The sequence below is a fragment of the Rhizobium sp. BT-226 genome, assembly GCF_025847085.2.
Taxonomy (GTDB): domain Bacteria; phylum Pseudomonadota; class Alphaproteobacteria; order Rhizobiales; family Rhizobiaceae; genus Rhizobium; species Rhizobium sophorae.
In genome coordinates this window covers 485,473-505,864 of record NZ_JAOYTI010000002.1, presented here as the reverse complement: position 1 = coordinate 505,864, position 20,392 = coordinate 485,473, and the positions used below count along the sequence as shown (strand labels likewise).

21 protein-coding genes are annotated in these 20,392 nt (G+C 62.9%); 10 read left to right on the top strand and 11 right to left on the bottom strand.

What is annotated here, in order from left to right; translation table 11 throughout:
• Window positions 1-289: 289 nt before the first annotated feature.
• The gene (locus tag OIU37_RS12635) at window positions 290-634 is read left to right on the top strand and encodes a nuclear transport factor 2 family protein (RefSeq protein ID WP_018446277.1); all 345 of its coding nucleotides are present in this window, start codon (window positions 290-292) and stop codon (window positions 632-634) included.
• A 17-nt stretch (window positions 635-651) separates the two neighbouring features.
• On the opposite strand, the gene OIU37_RS12630 is transcribed toward OIU37_RS12635, so the two are convergent.
• The 3 genes from OIU37_RS12630 to OIU37_RS12620 all read right to left on the bottom strand — a co-directional run bounded on the left by OIU37_RS12630 (window position 652) and on the right by OIU37_RS12620 (window position 2,650).
• Entirely contained in the window at window positions 652-1,383 is a 732-nt protein-coding gene (locus tag OIU37_RS12630) for a sulfite exporter TauE/SafE family protein (RefSeq protein WP_171601149.1), read from the bottom strand.
• Window positions 1,384-1,443: 60 nt separating this feature from the next.
• Complete coding sequence (locus tag OIU37_RS12625) at window positions 1,444-2,097, bottom strand: class I SAM-dependent methyltransferase (protein WP_168316775.1); 654 nt, start codon at window positions 2,095-2,097, stop codon at window positions 1,444-1,446.
• A 226-nt stretch (window positions 2,098-2,323) separates the two neighbouring features.
• Entirely contained in the window at window positions 2,324-2,650 is a 327-nt protein-coding gene (locus OIU37_RS12620) for a hypothetical protein (protein WP_171601148.1), read from the bottom strand.
• Window positions 2,651-2,875: 225 nt separating this feature from the next.
• On the opposite strand from OIU37_RS12620, the gene OIU37_RS12615 reads away from it, so the two are divergent.
• Window positions 2,876-3,478, top strand: coding sequence for a superoxide dismutase (locus OIU37_RS12615; RefSeq protein WP_264257610.1), 603 nt, complete (start codon window positions 2,876-2,878; stop codon window positions 3,476-3,478).
• 138 nt (window positions 3,479-3,616) lie between these two features.
• Window positions 3,617-4,462, top strand: coding sequence for a metallophosphoesterase (locus OIU37_RS12610; RefSeq protein WP_264257609.1), 846 nt, complete (start codon window positions 3,617-3,619; stop codon window positions 4,460-4,462).
• Window positions 4,463-4,679: 217 nt separating this feature from the next.
• Here OIU37_RS12610 and OIU37_RS12605 read toward each other — a convergent pair whose 3' ends face one another.
• Window positions 4,680-5,372: a YafY family protein gene (locus tag OIU37_RS12605; protein WP_182209947.1), complete on the bottom strand. Its 693-nt coding sequence runs from the start codon at window positions 5,370-5,372 to the stop codon at window positions 4,680-4,682.
• 128 nt (window positions 5,373-5,500) lie between these two features.
• Here OIU37_RS12605 and OIU37_RS12600 point away from each other — a divergent pair, with 128 nt between their 5' ends.
• The 3 genes from OIU37_RS12600 (at window position 5,501) to OIU37_RS12590 (ending at window position 7,811) form a co-directional block, all read left to right on the top strand.
• Complete coding sequence (locus tag OIU37_RS12600) at window positions 5,501-6,136, top strand: LysE family translocator (RefSeq protein ID WP_171601145.1); 636 nt, start codon at window positions 5,501-5,503, stop codon at window positions 6,134-6,136.
• Window positions 6,137-6,265: 129 nt separating this feature from the next.
• Window positions 6,266-6,706 (top strand): cytochrome c, encoded by a 441-nt coding sequence (locus OIU37_RS12595; protein ID WP_180693428.1) that lies wholly within the window; start codon window positions 6,266-6,268, stop codon window positions 6,704-6,706.
• A gap of 190 nt (window positions 6,707-6,896) precedes the next feature.
• Window positions 6,897-7,811: a cytochrome c gene (locus tag OIU37_RS12590; protein WP_171601143.1), complete on the top strand. Its 915-nt coding sequence runs from the start codon at window positions 6,897-6,899 to the stop codon at window positions 7,809-7,811.
• Window positions 7,812-7,846: 35 nt separating this feature from the next.
• Here OIU37_RS12590 and OIU37_RS12585 read toward each other — a convergent pair whose 3' ends face one another.
• Window positions 7,847-8,539 carry a substrate-binding domain-containing protein gene (locus tag OIU37_RS12585; protein WP_264257608.1) on the bottom strand — a complete coding sequence of 231 codons (693 nt, stop codon included), beginning with the start codon at window positions 8,537-8,539 and terminating at the stop codon, window positions 7,847-7,849.
• Window positions 8,540-8,679: 140 nt separating this feature from the next.
• Window positions 8,680-9,174: a GNAT family N-acetyltransferase gene (locus OIU37_RS12580; RefSeq protein WP_168312294.1), complete on the bottom strand. Its 495-nt coding sequence runs from the start codon at window positions 9,172-9,174 to the stop codon at window positions 8,680-8,682.
• 268 nt (window positions 9,175-9,442) lie between these two features.
• Between OIU37_RS12580 and dmeR the strand changes: the two genes are divergently transcribed.
• Window positions 9,443-9,715 (top strand): Ni(II)/Co(II)-sensing transcriptional repressor DmeR, encoded by a 273-nt coding sequence (gene dmeR / locus OIU37_RS12575; RefSeq protein ID WP_171601141.1) that lies wholly within the window; start codon window positions 9,443-9,445, stop codon window positions 9,713-9,715.
• Window positions 9,716-9,738: 23 nt separating this feature from the next.
• Complete coding sequence (gene dmeF / locus OIU37_RS12570) at window positions 9,739-10,758, top strand: CDF family Co(II)/Ni(II) efflux transporter DmeF (protein ID WP_240602267.1); 1,020 nt, start codon at window positions 9,739-9,741, stop codon at window positions 10,756-10,758.
• Window positions 10,759-10,795: 37 nt separating this feature from the next.
• On the opposite strand, the gene OIU37_RS12565 is transcribed toward dmeF, so the two are convergent.
• A complete protein-coding gene (locus OIU37_RS12565; RefSeq protein ID WP_240602268.1) occupies window positions 10,796-11,608 on the bottom strand; it encodes a sulfite exporter TauE/SafE family protein in 813 nt (270 codons plus the stop codon).
• 226 nt (window positions 11,609-11,834) lie between these two features.
• Here OIU37_RS12565 and bla point away from each other — a divergent pair, with 226 nt between their 5' ends.
• A complete protein-coding gene (bla, locus tag OIU37_RS12560; protein ID WP_264257607.1) occupies window positions 11,835-12,722 on the top strand; it encodes a class A beta-lactamase in 888 nt (295 codons plus the stop codon).
• A gap of 223 nt (window positions 12,723-12,945) precedes the next feature.
• Here the strand turns inward: bla and OIU37_RS12555 are convergent, their stop codons facing one another.
• Window positions 12,946-15,285, bottom strand: coding sequence for a glucose/quinate/shikimate family membrane-bound PQQ-dependent dehydrogenase (locus OIU37_RS12555; protein ID WP_264257606.1), 2,340 nt, complete (start codon window positions 15,283-15,285; stop codon window positions 12,946-12,948).
• 197 nt (window positions 15,286-15,482) lie between these two features.
• Window positions 15,483-16,985, bottom strand: coding sequence for a YdiU family protein (locus OIU37_RS12550; protein ID WP_264257605.1), 1,503 nt, complete (start codon window positions 16,983-16,985; stop codon window positions 15,483-15,485).
• Between the two features lie 240 nt (window positions 16,986-17,225).
• Between OIU37_RS12550 and OIU37_RS12545 the strand changes: the two genes are divergently transcribed.
• Complete coding sequence (locus OIU37_RS12545) at window positions 17,226-18,674, top strand: MFS transporter (protein WP_264257604.1); 1,449 nt, start codon at window positions 17,226-17,228, stop codon at window positions 18,672-18,674.
• Window positions 18,675-18,978: 304 nt separating this feature from the next.
• On the opposite strand, the gene OIU37_RS12540 is transcribed toward OIU37_RS12545, so the two are convergent.
• Together OIU37_RS12540 and OIU37_RS12535 are read right to left on the bottom strand one after the other, a co-directional pair.
• Window positions 18,979-19,203 carry a hypothetical protein gene (locus OIU37_RS12540; protein WP_240602273.1) on the bottom strand — a complete coding sequence of 75 codons (225 nt, stop codon included), beginning with the start codon at window positions 19,201-19,203 and terminating at the stop codon, window positions 18,979-18,981.
• A 30-nt stretch (window positions 19,204-19,233) separates the two neighbouring features.
• The gene (locus OIU37_RS12535; RefSeq protein WP_264257603.1) at window positions 19,234-20,181 is read right to left on the bottom strand and encodes a homocysteine S-methyltransferase family protein; all 948 of its coding nucleotides are present in this window, start codon (window positions 20,179-20,181) and stop codon (window positions 19,234-19,236) included.
• Window positions 20,182-20,392 lie beyond the last annotated feature (211 nt).

Below are 20,392 nucleotides of genomic sequence, written 5' to 3'. Positions count from 1 at the left end.
CTGATGAAACGATGTGCCCATTGCCGCGGCGATAAGATCGGCGCGGGTGAATCTGTCCTGAAGATCGAGCTTTTCGAGGTCGAGCGCATAGGCCGTAGCGGTGCATGCGCTCGCCGTTCCAGGGCGGGCACGCACGGATATAACCGCGCTATGGCCCATCCTTCAAGACGGCGCTTTCGCATCGATGACCTGTCTTTGGAAATGAGAGCCGCAATCTGGACCCTCACGGGCAAAAGTGCTAGAACATAACCGATTGCATGATGCAATCGGTTAATCCAAGGACATCGCCATGAGCGACATGCGCACATCCCGAGAGCAGACCGTCCGTCATCTCTACGCCGCCTATCTCGACGACCGCAAGGATATCGTCGGCGCCATGTTGACGGAGGATTTCACCTTCTCCAGTCCGCGCGACGACCACATCGACCGGGCGACCTATTTCGAGCGCTGCTGGCCGAAGGAGCCGGTCTTCCGCGGCTTTGACATCGAATTCCTGGCGATCGACGGCGACGAGGCAGTCATCCGCTACCGCGCCGAAAAACGGGACGGCGGCAGCTTCCGCAACATCGAGAGCCTTCGCTTCCGCGGCGACAAGATCGCCTCCGTGGATGTCTATTTCGGCCGGAATCTGTAATCCCGGCGAGGCGGTCTTCACAGGAGCCGCATCGCCGAAGTGCCGATGATGATCATCGACACCGCCACCATCAGCGGCTGCACCGGCAGCCGTTTCACGAGGATCGCGCCGAAGGGGGCGGCAATGACGCCGCCGATGATCAGGCCGATCGCCGAATCGAGTTCCGACCAGCCGAGCGTCAGGATGAAGGTCAGGGAAATCGTCAGGGTCACCGCGAATTCGGTGAAATTGGTCGAGCCGATCACCCGCTTCAGGTCGTGGCCGCGGCTGACCAGCGAACTGGTAACGATCGGCCCCCAGCCGCCGCCGCCGATCGCATCGAGCACGCCGCCGAAAAGCCCGACCGGCGGCACCATCCAGTCGCGAACGTCCCGCTTCGGCGGCGGCCGAAAGGCCTTGTAGAGGATCACCAGCCCGATCGCGATCAGATAGGCCGACACGAAGGGCTCGATCGCCTTGCCGTCGATATTGGAAAGCAGATAGGCGCCGATCGCGCCGCCGATCATGCCGGCCGGTGCAAGCCGCGCCACCAGCCGCCAGTCGACGTTGCGATGATAGGCATGCGAGATGCCCGAGGCGGCGGTCGTGAACATTTCCGCCACATGCGTCATGGCGCTGGCGTTGGCCGCCGGCACCCCGAAGGCGAGAAGGCTCGTCGTCGACAGCACGCCAAAGGCCATGCCGAGCGCGCCGTCGACGATCTGCGCGCAGAAACCCACGACGATGAAGAAGAAGAAATCCGATGTCATGCAGTCCCCTCAGACGAACGGTAGCATCAGAATAGGCGACGCGGGGAAAAAGTTGCGGTCTCAGTCGGCAAGTCCGCGCTGCTTCAGCCGGATGATCTTGAAGAAGCCGTTAGGAAAGACCGGCAGGATATCGGTCGCGGCAAAATCGCCGCGGCGCTCGGCCCAGGCGACGATGCGGTGAATGCGGAAGGCGGAGGACCAGCCGATGTGACGCACCAGCGGCGCCACTGCCGTCTCGATCGCACCCTGCAGACCGGCGCCGTCGCCAAGCTTGCTGGCAAGGATGATTTCGCCGCCTGGCCTCAGCACTCTCGCGCATTCGTCCAGCGCCCGTTCGGGTTCGGGGATGAGCGTGATGACGAAGGGCAGGCAGACCGCATCGAAAGACCGGTCGGCAAAGGTGAGCGCATGTGCATCCATCACCTCCAGCGCTTGCACATGCTCAAGGTTTTCGCGTTTCGCCTTTTCACGCGCCCGCGCGATCATGTGTTCGGAAATGTCGATGCCGGTCACGCGGCAGTGGCGCGGGTAATGCCCGAGCGTCAGGCCGGTGCCGACGCCGATCTCCAGAATATCTGTGCCGGCCGCGGCGGCGAGGGCTGCAAGCTTGCGGTGGCCATCGCGCAGTATGCCGCGATAAACCCGGTCATAGACCGGTGCCCAGCGCTGATAGATTTTCTGCTGATCTTCCGCCCTGCTGCGAAGCTCTGACATGCCGGCACCTCCCCAGAAAATTCCAGGAAAAGTGAAAAGCGGTTTCCAGGAATTGCATAAAACAAAGATTTCAGCGGTTCTGCGCTTCCATAAAATAGCGCCAGCCGCCGTAAAGGCCAGGCTTTCAACTCCTAAGGGTAGGCTCCGGTTCCCACGAAATGTGACGCAAGGCACAGATTCTCACCTGCGACCGCTTTGGGGGCGCCTGTGCGCATTCCCCGGCCGCCTATTTTGCCGGCATCAGCCCAAGCTGTTGGGAGTCCAGTTCGCTGCCGATCTCGACGGTCTTCTTTTGCTTGTCGTAGACGCAGATCTGGGCGATCCGCCCCTTGGCGCCCTTCGGCTTGCCGGTCACCAGGGCAAGCCCGTAATGCGAGCTGCCAAAGGGATCGACGGTGGCGCTGGGCTTCTCGATCGTGACCGCTGCCTTCTTGCATTTGGCCTCGACGTCGGCGGCGAGCTGCTTCCAGGCGTCATCGGAGGAGGCATGCGCCGCACCTGACAGCGAAAGCAGTACGGCGGCAGCGAGAGCCTGGATTATATTCCTGTTCATATCGGGTCTCCGTTGATCTCCATAACGGGCAAAGTGGTTTTCGGGGCGAGTATTTCCATTGATTTGCCCAGGCGATTTCTACGCACGACACCAACCCTGCAACTGAGGCAAATTTTCCTCCGGCCGGTCGTTTTTTGATAATTCGCCGGTTGCCTCTCCCCCTTTCCCCTCCTATGTTCCGCCTCACCTGCCGAGACGCAATCTATTGCCAAGAGGAGATCTGACATGGCTTTCGAATTGCCTGAACTTCCCTATGACTACGAAGCGCTTGCTCCCTTCATGTCGAAGGAAACGCTGGAGTTCCACCACGACAAGCACCACAAGGCCTATGTCGACAACGGCAACAAGCTCGCCGCCGAAGCCGGTCTTTCGGACATGTCGCTCGAAGACGTCGTCAAGAAGTCCTTCGGCACCAATGCCGGCCTCTTCAACAACGCCGCCCAGCACTACAATCACATCCATTTCTGGAAGTGGATGAAGAAGGGCGGCGGCGGCAACAAGCTGCCGGGCAAGCTCGAAGCCGCCATTACCTCCGATCTCGGCGGCTACGACAAGTTCAAGGCCGATTTCGCTAATGCCGGCGCCACCCAGTTCGGCTCCGGCTGGGCCTGGGTTTCCGTCAAGAACGGCAAGCTCGAAATCTCCAAGACCCCGAACGGCGAAAACCCGCTGGTTCACGGCGCCACCCCGATCCTCGGCGTCGACGTCTGGGAACATTCCTATTACATCGACTATCGCAACGCCCGCCCGAAATATCTCGAGGCCTTCGTCGACAGCCTGATCAACTGGGACTACGTCCTGGAACGCTACGAAGAAGCCACGAAGTAAGCGGTACCAGACTCGCCGCCATGGCGGCGATGTCGTCCGCCTTTCTGAATTGACACCCGGCGCGTCCAAAACGCCGGGTGTTTGGTTTTCACGCGAAGCCGTCACATGCCTGTCATCGGCTGCTCCTAATCACGCCCCATGTCTTCCTCTGCTTCTCCCCTGTTCCGCTTCGGTATCATCGCCGACCCGCAATATGCAGCGGTCGCCCCGCATGTGGCCATGGATCGCTATTACGCCAACACCCTCGCCAAAGTCGCCGAGGCGGTCGAGATATTCAACGGCGAGGAGCTGAGCTTCGTCATGACGCTCGGCGATGTCATCGACCGCAGCTTTTCAAGCTTCGACGATATCCTGCCGGTCTACGGGAAGCTCAGGCACGAGGCGCTCTTCCTGCTCGGCAATCACGATTTCTCGGTCTCTGCAGGACATCTGTCCGAAGTCGCCGCGCGTCTCGGCATGCCGTCGCCCTATTACAGCTTCTTGCGCCGCGGCTGGCGCTTTATCGTGCTCGACGGCAACGAGGTCAGCATCTTCGCGCCGCCCGAAGGCCATCATCATCGCGCGCTTGCCGCTGAGATGCTGGCGGAGCTGCAGGCCAAGGGTGCCAGAAATGCCCATCGCTGGAATGCCGCGCTGAGCGATGAGCAGTTCGCCTGGCTCGGCGATGAAATCGCAAAAGCCGCCGAGGCCGGCGAGAAGGTGATCGTCATGAATCACTATCCGGTGCATCCGCCCAGCGACCACGGCATGTGGGACAGCGACCGCATCGTCGCGCTGCTCGCCTCGCAGGCCAATGTCGTCGCCTATCTCAACGGCCACGACCATGTCGGCAATTACGGTATGGCCGGCGCCTGCCACTTCGTCAATTTCAAGGGCGTCGTCGACACCGAAACGCAAAACGCCTTCGCGATCGTCGAGGTCCATGGCGACCGCATCGAGATCCGCGGCTTCGGCCGCGAGGTGAGCCGCACGCTGTCTTATTAGCGGCGAAAGATTGCTGACGAAGTCAGCCTCAACCTCGTTATGCTTGGGCTTGCGCACTGTCGTTCGGTTCGCGCGAATAGCTGCCCCTCACCCTAACGGGGCGAGGGGACGTGCCTTGCGAGACGTGGGCGAGGAACGGAGAGGTTGCGGCATATCCCCTTCGCCCCGTTTACGGGGAGAAGGTGGCGGCAGCCGGATGAGGGGCGGGCGCCACCCATCAAACCGGCACAGCCTTCTCCGTCCACCCACTCGTCCACAATTCCCGCAGCCTATCGCCGTCGCCCTTGAAGAAATCCTCAGCTGCCGCACACCGCTCCACCCGGTCGCTGCGGAAATTGCGGATCGCCTGGCGCAGCTCGCACCAGGCGACGATATTGGCGGTCTGCGAATAATAGATCAGCGCGACCGGCCGGATCGTCCGTTCGCTGGCGCGGCCAAGCTCGTCGCGGTAGCCGAGCATCAGCTTGCGTTCGTCGCGGATCGCGCGGCGCACGATCGCCAGGTCGAAGCCGGCCGGCTGCGCAATCGAGCCCCAGGCGTAAAGCGCCTTGTTGTCCATCGCCTGGCGCAGCGGCGCCGGCACGGCGCCTGATATCTTCCGGTTGACCCGGCGCGCGGCCTGTTTCAGCTCTTCGTCCGCCGTCCGTTCGAGCAGCGCCAGCGACAGCACGATAGCCTCCATCTCCTCGATCGAGAACATCAGCGGCGGCAGGTCGAAGCCCGGCCGCATAATGTAGCCGATGCCGCGCCCGCCTTCGATCGGCACCCGCATTGCCTGAAGGGCTGCGATGTCGCGATAGATCGAGCGCACTGTTACCTCAAGCGTCTCGGCCATCGTCGCCGCCGTCATCGGCCTTCTTGCCAGCCTGAGGATCTGAATGATCTCGAAAAGCCGCGAGGCCTTGCGCATTTTACCTCTCCATCCGTCACGCTCCTGACAATACACTGTCAGTTGGGTTCCCGTATAGAGCCGCCTATCAGATTGAAATCAATCAGGGTCTTTCAAAACGGCTCGCAGAAATCAAGGCGGTAACTGACATGAACTACCATGAAAACCTCTGGCTCTTCTTCACCCTTCTCTTCGGCATCATCATCGTGCCGGGCATGGACATGCTCTTCGTGCTGGCCAATTCGCTGACCGGCGGCGTCAAGCGCGGGCTGGCAGCGACCGGCGGCATCATGGCCGGCGGCGCCGTGCATTCTGCCTATGGCGCGGCCGGCGTCGGCGTGCTTGTCACCATGCTGCCGCAGCTTTTCAACGTGCTGCTCTTTGCCGGCGTTGCCTACATGATCTGGATCGGCATTTCGCTGATCCGCAGTTCGATCACCGTCGAGGCGGTTGGGCCGGGAACGGCGCGCTCCAGCTGGCGCGCCTTCCGCCAGGGGGCCGTCACCTGTCTGGTTAACCCGAAGGCCTATATCTTCATGTTTGCCGTCTACCCGCAGTTCCTCAGGCCGGAATATGGCCCGATCTGGATGCAGGGGCTGATCATGGGCGCCATGACCGTCGTCACCCAGTTCGCCATCTACGGCACGCTGGCGATGACGGCCGGCCGCAGCCGCGACCTGCTCGTCGCAAACCCTGACGTTACGGCCTTTGTCGGCCGCTTCGCCGGAGTGCTGCTGGTTGTGGTCTCCGCCTTCAGCCTCTGGCAGGGGTGGAAAAGCGCCTGAACCACCCCGCCTATCACATTGTTTTTATGATGATCCGGCAAAACGTGACTGCCCGGATGCATGGATTTTGTCATGCTGCCGGTGCAGATTGGCCATCGGCCGGTTTGGCCGAGGAAAAGGGAGAGCAGTATGAATTGGAAAGCAGCAGCTGCGGCCGTTGCCATGGCCGGCATGGCCTTCGGTTCGGTGACCGCCGCCGACGGTACCCATGAGTCGCGCAATGCGCTGATGAAGCAGATCGGCGGTTCGGCCGGGGCCTTGGCAGCCATCGCCAAGGGCACCAAGCCCTATGACGCCGAAGCGGTGAAGGCGGCGCTGACGACGATCGCCGCAACGGCCAAGGTTTTCCCCGACCAGTTCAAGCCGGGCACGGAGACGGGCGACGAAGCGGCGAGCCCGAAGATCTGGGAAAACATGGACGACTTCAAGGCGCGCGCCGCCAAGCTTTCCAGCGATGCAGAAACTGCACTCGCCCAGCTTCCGGCCGATCCTGCTGCCGTCGGCGCCACGGTCAATACGCTCGGCGCCAATTGCGCCGGCTGTCACAAGGCCTATCGCCTCGGCAAGTGAGCGATAGGCCGTTTTCGTCTGGAGCAATTCCCGCAAAGTGTGCAGCGGTTTTCCGTCCGGAATTGCGTAAAGCAAAAGATACTGGATCCGCGCCGGCCTTGCCGTCGGCGCGGATCGCCTTATTCTCCGCCTGCGCCGACTGGTCGCGGGATCCATCGCAAGGAAATGTCGGCAACAGGGGAGGCGGCGCATGGTCCGCAGGTTCATCCGGGTACTGCTCTGTCTGATCGGCGTCGCCGTTCTCGGTGGGGGCGCCTTCTATCTCGTCACCGCACCCGATCCGCTGCCGGAGAGCCATTGGGCCGGTCTCGGCGCGCCGGATCCGGCCAATGGTCAGATGGTTTTCTGGGCGGGCGGCTGCGTCAGCTGTCATGCCGCGCCCGGTTCCGAAGGCGATGCCAAGCTGACGCTGTCAGGCGGCCTGGCGCTGAAGAGCCCTTTCGGAACCTTCCACGTGCCGAATATCTCGCCCGATGAAAAGGCTGGCATCGGCGGCTGGACACTTGCTGAGTTCGGCAACGCGATGAAGCGCGGCATCGGCCCGGGCGGGCAGCATCTTTACCCGTCCTTCCCCTATGGCTCTTATTCCCGCATGAGCGACAAGGACGTCAACGATCTCTATGCCTTCCTGAAAACCCTGCCGAAGAGCGCAAACGTCGCACCGCCGCATGAACTGCCGTTTCCCTTCAATATCCGGCTGGCGCTCGGCGGCTGGAAATTCCTCTATCTCAACGACCAGCCGCGCGTCGCCCTGGCAAAGAGCGACGACAAGATCAAACGCGGGCAATATCTCGTCGAAGGCCCCGGCCATTGCGGCGAATGTCATACGCCGCGTGATGCGCTCGGCGGCTTCAAGGCGGATCAGTGGCTTGCCGGCGCGCCCAATCCCGAAGGCAAGGGCCGCATACCCGATATCACCCCGGCCTCCGAGAGCATCGGCGGCTGGAGCGAGGCCGATATCGCCAGTTACCTGGAAACCGGCTTCACGCCCGATTTCGATTCCGTCGGCGGCTCGATGGTCGATGTGCAGCAGAACATCGCCCATCTGCCGGCCTCGGACCGCGAGGCGATCGCCGCCTATCTGAAGGCCGTGCCGGGTCATTAGCGATGGCGGGGAGCCGATCGTTTATCAAGCGCGCTCTAGCGGCGCTCGACGCCCTTTGCCGCCAGGATGTCGTCAACGGCTGTCGACGTCAGAAATTTCGACAGCTGTTGGGCAGCTTCTGCATCCGTTGAATCGGCGCTGATGCCGATGGCGAAGTCGATGTAACTTCGGAGTTCTGCCGGAAACTGACCGACAAGCATGACCTCGGGAGCGGCGGCGAGAATCGACGTCACGGGAACGACCCCAAGCTCGGCTTCCCCACGGCCGACGGCCGGCGCCGTCTGCCCTCCTGATATGGCCACCAGCTTGGGCTTGACCTCATCGGCTATTCCCAAGCTTTCCAGCAAACCGGAGAAGTAGCCGCCGCTGGTTCCGTCACTGGCGTAGGCGATGGATCTGGCGCTCTTCAACACATGCACAAATGCTTCGACGGACCCGATGTCGAGCGGTCGGCTGCCGGCCTTTGCCGCTACCCCCATCGCTATCCGACCGAACGCGACCTGGCTCCCCGGCTTGATTTTTCCCAAGGCGGTCAGATCCAGAACCAGGTTCGGATTGGTGATGACGAGGTCAAAAGCTTCCCCCGCTTCGATCTGCCTCTTTACAGCAGGATTAAGCGCCCACTGGGCCGCAACCGTGATTCCCGTGGCAGTTTCGAACTGGGATAGGAGAGGAAGAACGGCGGGCCGGACCGCAATAGCACCAAAAAGTCGAATTTGCTGATTCATGGGCTAACCTGCAAACGGTTGAAACGACCTTGCGATTCCCAGTGACCCGATGGCATCCATCGTGTCGGTTGCCGAAACAAACCGACACTCAATGGATCATACAAGAGTCATACTGGGAATGCACTTATCGAACGCCCTTCTCAAGCGATCGACTGCATGTAGCGCATGCCGGTCACCGGACGCGGGGTGAAATCCAGCTGTTCGTAGAAGCGGTGCGCCAGCACGTTTCCGGTGGCGGCGCTGACGGAGAGGTAGCCGCAGCCGGCATTGCGGGCGGTCTCACGCGCCCGGTCGACGAGCAACTGGCCGGTGCCGTGGCCGCGATGGCCGTCACGCACGAAGAGGTGGTGCAGGTCCATGCCGCGCTTGCCTTCCTGCGCCCTGTAGAGCGGCACGAGAATGGCGTAGCCGATCAGTCCTTCGCTGGTCTCGGCGACGAGCGCATTGATCCAGGGCAGAGGGCCGAAGAGGTCGCGCTCCAGCTGCTCCGGCGTTGTCGCAGAAGCGTCGCCGTGATGGGCGGCAAGCAGGGCGATCATCTCGCCGAGTTCGGGCAGGTCGCGCGGCTTGGCGGCGCGGATCGTCACCACCGATGGGCGCATCAGTGAAATTTCGCTGTCTTCGATTTCGGTCATGGTCTTCGCGTCCTTTGATAGTCTGCCGTCAGGACGCTGCCGATACAACAAAGCCACCTGACGGCGGCTTGTTGACAATATGATCTTGTCCGGCCGCCCTTTACAGGTACAGCCAAAAATACGAGCGGCTCTGGTGCGCGTTCTTGATCATGGACCATAGATCGTCGGAAACGCGGGTTTTGTCAATGGCGGATCAAGCCCATCACAAGCTTTGAGCCCCAGCTTCACTCTTGATAGTATACCCCCCTATGCTATACGAGAACTCATCATGTCCCACACCACCCTGCAGAAAAAGAAGCTCGTTGCCCGCATCAGCCGCCTGAAGGGGCAGATGGAGGCGGTCGAGCGCGCGCTCGAGGCCGAGCGCCCCTGCGGCGAGATCCTGCAGTTGCTCGCCTCGATCCGCGGTGCCCTGACCGGGCTGACCGGCGAGGTGCTCGACGATCACCTGCGCGAGCATGTGCTGAATGCCGCCGACGATGCGGCAAGGGCCGAGGCGGTCGAGGAAATATCGGAAGTCTTGAGAACCTATATCCGCTGACCGCGCCGACGAAGGAGCCTGTCATGAGTGCCGGAATCGACAAGCCTGGAATGGATGCCCTGGAACACGATCACGTCTTCCTCGGCACCGATCATGCGCGCAACGAGCGGCGCATCTGGCTGGTGATCGCGCTGACGGCGGTGATGATGGTGGCGGAAATCGCTGCCGGCACCGTCTACGGCTCGATGGCGCTGGTCGCCGATGGCTGGCACATGTCGACCCATGCCAGCGCCTTGCTGATTTCGGCGCTCGCCTATCTCTTCGCCCGCCGGCAGGCGCGCAATCCACGTTTCACCTTCGGCACCGGCAAGCTCGGCGATCTCGCGGGCTTCGCCAGCGCCATCGTCCTCGCGCTGATCGCCCTGCTGATGGCCTGGGAAAGCCTGCTGCGCCTTTCCAATCCGGTGCCGATCGGCTTTGCCCAGGCAATCGCCGTGGCGATCATCGGTCTTGCCGTCAATCTGACAAGCGCTTGGCTGCTGGCCGGCGGCGGCCATGTCGCGCATGGCAATCATGCGCACCATCACCATGGCCATCATCACGGGCATGGCAATCATGCCCATGCCCATCACGGTCATGCCCATCATGGACATGGCGACCATGCCCATCCCGCAAAGACCGGCGACAACAATATCCGCGCCGCCTATCTGCATGTCATCGCCGATGCCCTGACCTCCGTGCTCGCCATCGCGGCCTTGACGCTCGGGAGTCTTTACGGCTGGCTCTGGCTCGATCCCCTGATGGGCATCGTCGGCGGGTTGGTGATCGCCAACTGGTCCTGGAGCCTGATGAAATCTTCGGGCGGCGTCCTTCTCGACGTCGTTCCCGAAGGCGAGACGCTGCCGGCGGAAATCCGCGGCGCCATCGAGACGGAGGGCGACCGGATCACCGATCTGCATGTCTGGCAGGTCGGCCCCGGCCATCATGCCGCAATTGTCGCCGTCCTCACCTCGCAGCCGCGCGACCCGGCTTTCTACAAAGGCAGGCTTTCGGCGCTGGAGGAACTGTCGCATGTGACGGTCGAGGTCACGCGCGCTGCCTGATCGGTGTGGGCGGATGATAAGGTCGCAGTGGGGATAACTATCGGTGCCGCCAAACCTTCACAGCTGAAATCAGAAGGATCACAGCGAGGGCTGGAAGCAGAAGACCATTCGGCACGAGGCCGAGCAGCCGCCCGCCGATGAAGGTTCCAACGATCGATCCCGCAGCCATCACCAACAGGAAGGTCTTGTTGCGACCGAGAACCGAAAAACTCTGATCCCGGCTATACCGCGTGAAGCCAACCAGCATTGTCGGCAGGCTCACGGCCAGGGAGAGGCTGCCGGCGAGTTTGATATCCGCACCGAAGAGCAGCACCAGCGTCGGAATCAGCAGCTCGCCTCCCGCCACGCCGAGTAGGGATGCGACAATCCCGATGACGAAGCCGGCGACAACGCCGGCAATCATCTGGGCATTTCCAGTCAGGAAAGGCTGACCCGCTGTCGCATCATGGCCAATGACCAAGACGATAGCGATTGCGACGAGCATCGCTGCAATCACCTTGTACAGCGTTTCCGATTTCAGCCATGTTGCCCATCCCGCTCCGAACCATGCGCCCAGCAAGCTTCCGGCAAGGAGATTGACTACGATCGGCCAATTCCCGGCAATCGCTCCAAAAGGTACCGTTGCTGCCCGGAACGGCAGGGCGGATGCAACGACAACGAGGCTCATGGCCTTATTGAGAATGACCGCTTCGAGCGCCGCGAAGTTGAAAAGCCCGATCAGGAGCGGCAGCCGAAATTCGGCGCCGCCAAGGCCGATCAAGCCCCCGAGAGCGCCAATAATTCCACCGCCGCCAAACGCCATAGGAAGGGCGCGGGGTTTCGAAAATGAAGCGACCGTTTCCTTAGGCATCGTTATAGTCCATAGAAGATATCGCTTCTTCTAGCCGGATATTTCCCGGTGCGCCAGTTGGGACACTGATGCCGGATTTCTAGCGCGATAAGATCGGCGCGGCGGACGACAACATCGCGCGAGACGGACGACAAAGACGACGTAGGGACTATAAGTCGCCGCAATCGCTCCTTAGCTCTGTCCTCCCGCCGGAGGATTCGATCCTCCTCAGCCGCCGGAGGATTTCATGGATATCAGCCTTACCCGCCGCCTGATGATAGGCGCGGCGCTTTGCCTGCCTGCGCTGGCGCTTGCCGCGCATGCAGAGGATAGTGCCGGAGAGGGCGACGACATCGAGCGCCGCCTTGCAGCGCTTGAAAAACGCACCGGCGGTCGTCTCGGCGTCTCGGTGCTCGATACCCAGACGAGCATCTCCTTCGGCTATCGCGGCAGCGAGGCTTTTCCTATGTGCAGCACCTTCAAGGCGCTGGCCGCGGCTTTCGTGCTTGCCCGTGCCGACAAGGGCGAGGAGAACCTCGACCGGCGGGTGAGCTACGGCAAGGACAAGCTCGTCGATTATTCGCCGCTCAGCGAAAGACACGCCGGAACCGATGGCATGACCCTTGCCGAACTCTGCGAGGCGGCGGTGACGGTCAGCGACAATACGGCCGGCAACCTGTTGCTCGAAAGTTTCGGCGGTCCGGCGGGGCTGACCGATTGGCTGCGCTCGATCGGTGACGGCACGACGCGTCTCGACCGCACCGAGCCAACGTTGAACGAGGGCAGGAAGGGCGATCCGCGCGATACGACGACACCGGATGCGATGCTCGACACGCTCGGCAACCTGACGCTCGGCTCGGTCCTGGCCGAGGCCTCCTCAGACAGGCTGATTGCCTGGCTGGTGGCGAGCACGACAGGCAAGGAGCGGCTCAGGGCCGGCCTGCCGGCCGATTGGAAGGTCGGCGACAAGACCGGCACCGGCCCGAATGGCTCTCTCGGCGATATCGCGGTGATCTGGCCGCCGGATCGCGGCCCTATCGTCGCAGCCGTCTACATCGCCGAGGCGACCGCGTCGGCGAAGGAGCTCAACCCAGTCTTTGCCGAGGTTGGGCGTATGATCGTCGAGATGGTTTGAACCGGAGAAAGCTGAAGCGGGTTTCCCGCGAGTGTATGCAATCGCTGAGAACAGCCCCTCATCCGCCTGCCGGCACCTTCTCCCCGCGCGCGGGGCGAAGGGACATGCCGCACCGGCTTCCTTCTACCGCGGCGCCGCCTTTCGCACGTCCCCTCTCCCCGCGAGCGGGGAGAGGGTTAGGGTGATGGGCTGCCATTGGCGCGAACCGAAGAGCCTTGAGCCATCAAGGCAGCGTATAGGCGATCACATAATCGCCGGGCTTGGTGCCGACCGAGCCGTGGCCGCCGGCGACCATGACGACATATTGTTTGTTGTCATCAGCCGTATAGGTCATCGGCGTCGCCTGGCCGCCGGCGGGAAGCCGCGCCTGCCAGAGCTCTCTGCCGTTCGTCACGTCATAGGCGCGCAGGTAGTTGTCGACCGCAGCACCGAGAAAAGCGACGCCGCCCTTGGTCAGCATCGGCCCGCCGATGCCCGGCACGCCGACCTTGAAGGGCAGGGGCAATGGCGTCATGTCGCGCACGGTGCCGTTCTTGTGCATATAGGCGATCTTGCCGGTGCGCAGATCGACGCCGGCGACATAGCCCCAGGGCGGCGCCTGGCAGGGGATCTGCAGGAGACCGAGGAAAGGCCCCATGAAGACGCCGTAAGGCGCGCCGTCATTGCGGTTCAGCCCCTGTTCGCTGCCCTTCTCGTCCTGGCCTCTCGGCGGAATATCGGCAGCCGGCACCAGGCGCGAGGTGAAGGCGAGATAGGTCGGCATGCCGAACATGATCTGCCGCTCCGGATCGACCGCCACCGAGCCCCAGTTGAAGGTGCCGAAATTGCCGGGATAGACGATCGTCCCTTTAAGCGAAGGCGGCGTGTAGCGGCCCTCATAGCGGTAGCGGTGGAAGTCGATGCGGCAGGCGAGCTGGTCGAACAGCGACACGCCCCACATGTCTTTTTCCTTCAGCGGCTCGGGCGAGAAGGTAAGGTCGGAAATCGGCTGCGTCGGCGAGGTGTGGTCGCCGGTGATCGCGCCGCCTGGCGCCGGGATTTCCTTGACCGGGATGATGGGCTCGCCGCTGCGCCGGTCGAGCACATAGAGGTCGCCCTGTTTGGTCGGGCCGACCAGGGCCGGAACCACGGTGCCGTCCGGCTTCGTCAGGTCGATCAGCGCCGGCTGGGCCGGCACGTCCATGTCCCAGAGATCGTGATGCACCGTCTGGCGCACCCAGCGCAACTGCCCGCTGGCGATATCGAGCGCGACGATCGAGGAGGAGAATTTCTCGACATTGTCGCTGCGGCCGATGCCGAGCTGGTCGGGCACCTGGTTGCCGAGCGGGATGTAGACCATGCCGAGCGCCTCGTCGACGCTGAAGACCGACCAGCTGTTCGGCGAGTTGGTCGTATAGGTCTGGCCGTCGGCGAGCGGCGTCGTCACGTCGGGATTACCGGAATCCCAGTTCCAGACGAGCGCGCCGGTGTTGATGTCGAAGGCGCGGATGACGCCGGATTGTTCCTCAGTCGAATAATTGTCGTTCACCGCCCCGCCGACGATGATCTTGCCCGCCACCGCGACCGGCGGCGAAGTGGAGTAGTAATAGCCGGCCGGGTTGTAGCGCATGCCGGTTTCCAGATGCAGCACGCCCTGGTCGGCAAAGCCGGTGCAGACCTTCCCGTCCGCGGCATCGAGTGCGATCAGCCGGGCGTCTGAGGTCGGCAGGTAGACGCGCTCGGCGCAGGGCTGATCGGCGGCAACGGCGGGATCGGCATAATAGGTGACGCCGCGGCAGGTCTGATGCTGTCGGTCGGGGTTCATGCCGGAGTTGGCGTCGTATTTCCATTTCTCCTTGCCGGTCTTGGCGTCGAGCGCGATCGCCCAGTTATGCGGTGTGCAGAGATAGAGCGTGTCCTTCACCTTGAGCGGCGTCACCTGATAGGTCGTCTCGCTGATATCCTCCGGCCGCTTGACGTCGCCGGTCTGGTATCGCCACGCTTCCTTGAGAGTGGAGACGTTCTCGGCGGTGATCTGGTCGAGTGGCGAATAGCGCTGGCCGAAGGGCGTGCGGCCATATTGATGCCATTCGCCGTCCGGCACGCTGCCACCGAAGGCGGGATTGGCGGCGACCGTATCCTTAGGCAGCTCGCCGGCAAGATCATGCGGGTCGGTCGTCATCGAATAAAGGGCGACGAGAATGGCGAGGATGACAGGCACGGCGAGCGGCCAGGGGTTCGCGGCATAGGTGATGCCCGTCGGGCTGCGCAGGCCGAGCGGCCGGCGGATCCAGGGCGTCAGCAGCCAGAGCCCGAGCAGGATGATCATGCCGCCGCGCGGCCCAAGCTGCCACCAGTCGAAGCCGACCTCCCAAACCGCCCAGGCGAGTGCTGCGACGACGAGCACCGCATAGACCCAGAGCGCCACCGCCTTGCGCATCAGAAGCAGCCCGGCGGTAATCAGGAACATCAGCCCGGCGAACAGATAAAAGACGCTGCCGCCGAGCGTGACGAGCCAGAGCCCGCCGCCGCCGAGCGTCAGTCCGATGATGATGAAGAAGATGGAGGTGACGATGATCGCCATAAGGCTGTCTCCCGCTGAGGTTAGCCGGGGTGAAGGATCGGCGGAAAAGTCCCGCCGATCAGCCAGATAGCGCGAAGGAGATGCCTTTCAACGGCCACAATTGCCGCAGGGTGCGGATGCGTCGAACGGGGCGCTGGGCCGGATGGAAGCGGATCGCTGTGGCGCAACTGCCGCCCCGAAAACGATCGAAGCGCCTGTCACGTTCCGCAGAAGGTAGCAAGCACCCGTTCGCTGGGCTTCGGCGGTTCCCTATAGGCGGCAAAGCTCGGCTGTTCCTCATAGGGTTTCGAAAGCACGCTCAGCAGCGCCTCGAACAGCGAAAAATCGCCGTTCTCGACGGCGGCCTCGATCGCCTGTTCGACCCGGTGATTACGCGGAATGAAGGCCGGATTGACGCTGCGCATCGCAATAGCGCGCTCACTGGCCGTCTGTGGATCGCGTGAGAGCCGCTCGCGCCACTGCGTAAGCCATGCGCCGCCGGCTTCCGGCTCGCGGAAACTCGCCGCAAATTCAGGCTCTGCGGCATCATCGCCGGCAAGATCCGACAGCCGCCGGAAGGCCAGGGTGAAATCGGCACCCTGCGCCTGCATCAGCGACAGCAGCGCCTGCACCAAGTCGAGATCGCCGTCCTCTTCGCCGACAAGCCCGATCTTATCGCGCATGCCGGCCAGCCAATGCGCCTGGAACCGTTCGCCGTAACTCTTTATCACCGCATTGGCCTTGTCGACCGCACTGTCGGGTTCGGCGTCGATCAGCGGCAGCAGCGTTTCGCCGAACCTTGCGAGGTTCCATTGGCCGATGCCGGGCTGGTTGGCATAGGCGTAACGACCATGCTGGTCGATCGACGAGAAGACGGTCGCCGGATCATAGGTATCCATGAAGGCGCAGGGGCCGAAGTCGATCGTCTCGCCGGAGACGGTCATATTGTCGGTGTTCATCACGCCATGGATGAAACCGACATGCAGCCAGCGGGCAATCAGCGCCGCCTGGCGTTCGGAGACCGCTTCGAAAAGCGCGAGATAGGGGTTCTCGGCCTCTTTCAAGGCGGGATAATGCCGGTCGATCACATAGTCGGCTAGCGCCCGCACGCCGTCGGTGTCGCCTCTGGCGGCGAAATACTGGAAGGTGCCGACCCTGATGTGACTGGCCGCGACACGGGTGAAGACCGCACCCGGCAACACCTCTTCGCGATAGACCGGCTCGCCCGTCGTCACCGCCGCCAGCGCCCGCGTGGCGGGAATGCCGAGCGCAAACATCGCTTCGCTGATGATATATTCCCTGAGCACCGGCCCGATCGCCGCCCGGCCATCGCCGCGCCGCGAAAAAGGCGTTGGCCCGGCGCCCTTCAGCTGGATGTCGTAGCGCTTGCCGCTGCGGTCGATGACCTCGCCGAGCAGGATCGCCCGCCCGTCACCGAGCTGCGGCGAGAAGCCGCCGAACTGATGCCCGGCATAGGCCATCGCCAGCGGTTCGGCCCCTTCGGGTACGAGATTGCCGGAAAAGATCGCCGCACCGTCGCGGCGCAAGGCCTCGACGTCGAGCCCGAGTTCGGCGGCGAGCGCCTCGTTGAGCTTGATCAGCCAGGGCTCCGCCACCGCAGTCGGCGCTTGCGCCGCAAAGAAGCGTGGGGGCAAGCCGACATAGCTGTTGTCGAACGGAAAGGCCGCACCGGGCCGGTTTTTCTGCAGGGCGGAGGTCATGGTTCATAGGTAGGGCCGGGGTGTCTGTGGCGCAAGCCGAACCTTCACGAAGAACAGACCCATGCAAGGAATCGTGACCTGCCTTTACCTCTCGTCAAAGCAGCTTTGCCATAAACGACATAGCGCCGCCATGATCGCGGGCGTATAGCAAATCGTCTCCCCTTGGCTTTGCGCCATGTCATCCCCCGCGGCCTTGCTGCCTTGTGTGCTCCGCCGCGCCACCGCGAGTGATCCCGGACGATGTCGGATCAGATTTACCAGGCGCCGATGGTTCGGCGCGCCACGCCCAATTTCCGGGTGATCGCGATGATTGTCGCGAGTGCGATGCTGATGGAAAATATCGATGCGACCGTGCTTGCGACCGCGCTGCCCACCATGGCGCGCGATTTCGGCGTCAGCGCCCCGGCCATGTCGATCGCCCTGACCTCCTATCTCTTGAGCCTTGCGATCTTCATTCCGGCAAGCGGCCGGATGGCCGACAGTTTCGGCTCCCGCACCGTTTTCCGCTCGGCCATCGCCGTCTTCGTCGCCGGCTCCATCCTCTGCGCGCTGGCGCCGACGCTGTCCTTCCTGGTGCTGGCGCGGCTGCTGCAGGGCATCGGCGGCGCGATGATGATGCCGGTCGGGCGCCTGGTGCTGATGCGCAGCGTCGACCGCAAGGATATGGTCAGCGCCATGTCCTGGCTGCTCGTGCCGGCGCTGATCGGCCCGATCGTCGGCCCGCCGCTCGGCGGCTTCATCGTCACCTATCTCGACTGGCGCTGGATCTTTTATATCAACGTGCCGATCGGCATCATCGGCATTATCTTCGTCTCGATCTACATCGACGAGGTGAAGGGCAAGGCAAGCGGTCCGTTCGATACGATCGGCTTCATCCTCTCGGGCATCTCGCTCGGCTCGCTGCTCTTCGGCTTTGAAATGTCGAGCCATGAGGGGGAGGGCGCCTTCTCGATCTTCCTGATCGCGCTCGGCCTGCTCTTCGGCATGGCCTATCTCAGGCATGCCCGCAAGCATCCGTCGCCGATCATGGATTTCTCGCTGATGAAGGTGCCGAGCTTCGGCACGTCTGTTATCGCCGGTTCGCTGACCCGCATCACGCAAGGGGCGCAGCCCTTCCTCCTGCCGCTGCTCTTCCAGATCGGCTTCGGCCTGTCTGCGGCGGCGGCCGGCCAGATCATCATCGCGACCGCGCTTGGCGCTCTCGCCATGAAGCCGATGGCGAAGTTTGTCTTCCGCCGGCTGGGCTTCCGTCGAAGCCTCGTCCTCAACGGCATCCTCGGTACCATCGGCTATGGCCTCTGTGCCGCCTTCCGGCCGGATTGGCCGATGCCGCTGGTCTTCGTCGTCCTGGTGCTCAGCGCCTTCTTCCTGTCGTTCCAGTTCACGGCCTATAACACCATTGCCTATGACGAGATCAGCAAGGAGCAGATGAGCTCGGCCACCAGCTTCTACACCACCTTCCAGCAGCTGATGCTATCGCTCGGCATCTGCATCGGCGCCTTGGCGCTGCACGGCTCCATGGCCTTCAACGGTGCCGAAACGCCGGCCCTTGGCGATTTCTCGGCCGCCTTCATCGTCGTCACGATCATCTCGATCACCGCCACCTTCTGGAACCTGCGCTTCTCGCCGACCGCCGGCGAGGAGATCACCGGCTACAAGGCCAAACAGACGAAAGGCGCCGAAGGCTGACGTTGCCCCTTGCCGCCGATCGGCAAAGAGCTGGTGGCGCCGCACCGTCATTTCTCTCTCTGAGCTTTGTGCCGTGCCAGCCCCCCTCTGCCCTGCCGGGCATCTTCCCCACAGGTGGGGAGATCACAAGTGGCTTGAACTTCGTCCCCCTCTACCGTTTCGCCGTCCTGAACGCTCATTGTTTGGGGAAGCCAGTGAGCCCAGCCGATCTCCCCACCTGTGGGGGAGATGCCCGGCAGGGCAGAGGGGGGCTGGCACGGCATGCCTTAACGGATAGGGTCAGCCGTCGCCGCCTTTCCCTTCGTCAGAATCCGACCGGCTCCCGCAGCCGCCTGCGTCGCAAGGGTCGGCCCTCGCGCCGGTCCGCCTCGAGCCCGTAGGTCATCGCGCCGGGCAAGCTCCCGAAGGCGAGATCACTATCCTGCAGCGCCACCTCCACGGTCGCCTCAGGCTCAGTGCGCCTTTGCCGTCCCGTGATCGCAAGCCACAGATCGTGCCAGCGGTGCTCACGCATCATCGTGCCCATCATCGACAGTGTCCTTTCCTCCCCCTCAGGTCGTCATGCCGCCTGCGGCAGGCATGACTCGCAGATCGCCGCGACATGGCGGTGGTCGGTGCCGCAGCAGCCGCCAAGCACGCTGAGCGCTGGCATGCGGTCGATGAGCTTGCGGTAGCGGCGGCCGAGATCTTCGGGATCGCCCGCATCCAGCGTTTCGCTATTGTCCAGCTGCTCATGGCTCATGGTCGAGGCATTGGCGCGGAGGCCGGAAATGCGCTTCACCCAGGCGCTTCCAGGATCGAGTGCTGTTTCGAAATGTGTCGGATGGGCACAGTTGATCATGTAATAGGCCGGCGCTCCGCCGGTCGCCGCATCCGTCGTCTCGATGGCGTCCTGAATGCTGCGGCCCGTCACCAGCCGGCCATCCGTCTCCAGCGTGAAGGAGATGGCCGAGGGCATGCCCAGCGACTGTGCCGCCCGCGCCACGCCGATCGCCTCGTCGATATTGGTCAGCGTGAAGGCGCTCACCATGTCGGCTTGCGTGCCGGCGAAAGCCCCGATCTGGAAGGCGTGGTAGTCTTCCGCTTCGGCCGCATCCATGAAGCCCGCCTTGTAGCCGTCGCCGCGCGGGCCGATCGCGCCGCTGATGACGATCGGCTGCTCCGGCCGCTCATAGGCGCTGCGCAAGCCGACGAGCAGGTCGACGGCCTTCTCGTTGACCGCCTTCAGAGCTTCGCTGGTATAGCCGAGCTTCTGCCCCCAGTCCGGATTGGCCCGCCATGTGGCGGTATCGAGCACGAAGCCCGTGCCGTGCCGCAGTGCGATATCGAGATAACGGCGATAGTAATTCCGCATGCGCTGCCGCCCCTCTTCGGAAGCCAGCAATATGAAGGCGGCGAAATGCGGAAGCTCGATCCCTTCCTGGAAGATCATCGTCGTTTCCATGCCGCCATCGGTAATGAAGGTGCCGCCTTTGAGCTGCGGCAAACCGTTTCTGTACTTTGCCATTGTTGAAGCCTCTCCCTCGCGGCACCCGATTGGCTGCCGTCGATGAATGATGTTCTGGCGCTTATTCGGCTGCCAAACTAGGCGACTTGCGGTATACTGGCGGCGGTTTTGGTTTTTGCGGATTGATATCAATCGCTTGCCTCAACCGATCCTGCCGGAGGCGGAGGCAGGTCTGAACGTACGATGCTGAAAACTGTACCGCCGGTACAGG

Bases quoted from the DNA above. Each gene is read 5' to 3' on its own strand.
- OIU37_RS12635 (WP_018446277.1), top strand. From the start codon at position 290: ATGAGCGACATGCGCACATCCCGAGAGCAGACCGTCCGTCATCTCTAC.
- OIU37_RS12630 (WP_171601149.1), bottom strand. From the start codon at position 1,383: ATGACATCGGATTTCTTCTTCTTCATCGTCGTGGGTTTCTGCGCGCAG.
- OIU37_RS12625 (WP_168316775.1), bottom strand. From the start codon at position 2,097: ATGTCAGAGCTTCGCAGCAGGGCGGAAGATCAGCAGAAAATCTATCAG.
- OIU37_RS12620 (WP_171601148.1), bottom strand. From the start codon at position 2,650: ATGAACAGGAATATAATCCAGGCTCTCGCTGCCGCCGTACTGCTTTCG.
- OIU37_RS12615 (WP_264257610.1), top strand. From the start codon at position 2,876: ATGGCTTTCGAATTGCCTGAACTTCCCTATGACTACGAAGCGCTTGCT.
- OIU37_RS12610 (WP_264257609.1), top strand. From the start codon at position 3,617: ATGTCTTCCTCTGCTTCTCCCCTGTTCCGCTTCGGTATCATCGCCGAC.
- OIU37_RS12605 (WP_182209947.1), bottom strand. From the start codon at position 5,372: ATGCGCAAGGCCTCGCGGCTTTTCGAGATCATTCAGATCCTCAGGCTG.
- OIU37_RS12600 (WP_171601145.1), top strand. From the start codon at position 5,501: ATGAACTACCATGAAAACCTCTGGCTCTTCTTCACCCTTCTCTTCGGC.
- OIU37_RS12595 (WP_180693428.1), top strand. From the start codon at position 6,266: ATGAATTGGAAAGCAGCAGCTGCGGCCGTTGCCATGGCCGGCATGGCC.
- OIU37_RS12590 (WP_171601143.1), top strand. From the start codon at position 6,897: ATGGTCCGCAGGTTCATCCGGGTACTGCTCTGTCTGATCGGCGTCGCC.
- OIU37_RS12585 (WP_264257608.1), bottom strand. From the start codon at position 8,539: ATGAATCAGCAAATTCGACTTTTTGGTGCTATTGCGGTCCGGCCCGCC.
- OIU37_RS12580 (WP_168312294.1), bottom strand. From the start codon at position 9,174: ATGACCGAAATCGAAGACAGCGAAATTTCACTGATGCGCCCATCGGTG.
- dmeR (WP_171601141.1), top strand. From the start codon at position 9,443: ATGTCCCACACCACCCTGCAGAAAAAGAAGCTCGTTGCCCGCATCAGC.
- dmeF (WP_240602267.1), top strand. From the start codon at position 9,739: ATGAGTGCCGGAATCGACAAGCCTGGAATGGATGCCCTGGAACACGAT.
- OIU37_RS12565 (WP_240602268.1), bottom strand. From the start codon at position 11,608: ATGCCTAAGGAAACGGTCGCTTCATTTTCGAAACCCCGCGCCCTTCCT.
- bla (WP_264257607.1), top strand. From the start codon at position 11,835: ATGGATATCAGCCTTACCCGCCGCCTGATGATAGGCGCGGCGCTTTGC.
- OIU37_RS12555 (WP_264257606.1), bottom strand. From the start codon at position 15,285: ATGGCGATCATCGTCACCTCCATCTTCTTCATCATCATCGGACTGACG.
- OIU37_RS12550 (WP_264257605.1), bottom strand. From the start codon at position 16,985: ATGACCTCCGCCCTGCAGAAAAACCGGCCCGGTGCGGCCTTTCCGTTC.
- OIU37_RS12545 (WP_264257604.1), top strand. From the start codon at position 17,226: ATGTCGGATCAGATTTACCAGGCGCCGATGGTTCGGCGCGCCACGCCC.
- OIU37_RS12540 (WP_240602273.1), bottom strand. From the start codon at position 19,203: ATGATGGGCACGATGATGCGTGAGCACCGCTGGCACGATCTGTGGCTT.
- OIU37_RS12535 (WP_264257603.1), bottom strand. From the start codon at position 20,181: ATGGCAAAGTACAGAAACGGTTTGCCGCAGCTCAAAGGCGGCACCTTC.